Origin of the sequence: Streptomyces sp. NPDC050508 (assembly GCF_040655155.1) — a bacterium.
GTDB lineage: Bacteria > Actinomycetota > Actinomycetes > Streptomycetales > Streptomycetaceae > Streptomyces.
In genome coordinates, this window is the sequence record NZ_JBFAJJ010000049.1 from 1 (window position 1) to 1,136 (window position 1,136).

1 protein-coding gene is annotated in these 1,136 nt (G+C 66.4%); it reads right to left on the bottom strand.

Features of this window, described 5'->3' with window-relative positions:
* Complete coding sequence (locus AB0I69_RS48750) at positions 1 to 1,089, bottom strand: IS630 family transposase (RefSeq protein ID WP_363102319.1); 1,089 nt, start codon at positions 1,087 to 1,089, stop codon at positions 1 to 3.
* Positions 1,090 to 1,136: the final 47 nt, after the last annotated feature.

The window sequence follows — 1,136 nt, forward strand, 5'->3', positions numbered from 1 at the left end:
CTAGTGTCCTGAGTCGTTAATTCGTGTGCAGTATGCGGCGAGGGTGTCGAGTATGTCGTCGGCGGTCTTCGTCCAGACGAACGGCTTGGGGTTCTTGTTCCACTCGTTGATCCAGCCGCGGATGTCGCGTTCGAGTTCGATGACGCTGCGGTGTGCCGAGCGGCGGAGTTTGCGGCAGGTCAGCTCGGCGAACCAGCGTTCGACGAGGTTGAGCCAGGACGCCGAGGTGGGGGTGAAGTGCAGGTGGAAGCGGGGGTGTCGGAGCAGCCACTTCTTGACCGGCTCGGTCTTGTGGGTGGCGTAGTTGTCCAGGATCAGGTGGAGTTCGAGGTTCTTGGGGACGGCGGCGTCGATGACCTTCAGGAAGCGGAGGAACTCCTGGTGGCGGTGGCGGCGGTAGTGCTGGGCGATGACCGAGCCGGAGGCGATGTCCAGGGCGGCGAACAGGCTGGTCGTGCCGTGCCGGACGTAGTCGTGGGTCATCTTCGCCGGCGTGGTCGGTGCCATCGGCAGCACCGGTTGAGTTCGGTCCAGGGCCTGTATCTGCGACTTCTCGTCCACCGCGAGGACCAGGGCGTTCTCCGGCGGAGACAGGTAAATGCCCACCACGTCACGGACCTTGGTCACGAACTGCGGGTCGGTCGACAGCTTCCACGTCTCCACGATGTGCGGCTTGAGGCCGAACGCCCGCCAGATCCGCGAGACGGCCGACTGCGACATGCCCGCTGCCCCGGCCATCGAGCGCGTCGACCAGTGCGAATCACCCGTCGGTGGCGCCTGGCCGAGCGTCGTGGCGACCAGGGCTTCGACCTGCTCGTCCGTGATCTTCCGCGGGGCTCCCGGACGCGGCCGGTCCACCAGACCTTCCAGCCGGTCCGCGGCGAACCGGGACCGCCACTTACGCACCGTCTCCCGCGAGACACCCAGGTCATCCGCGACCTGCGCGTTCGGCAGGCCCTCCGCGCACGCCAGCACGATCCTCGACCGCATTACCAGGGCCTGAGAGGCGGTCTGCTTGCGCAACCAGCCCCGCAGCACCCGGCGTTCGTGATCGGACAACTCCAGCGGCAACGGCTTCGGGCCAGGCATCAACCCACCCTACAACCGCAAGCGAACTAACGACTCAGGACACTAGC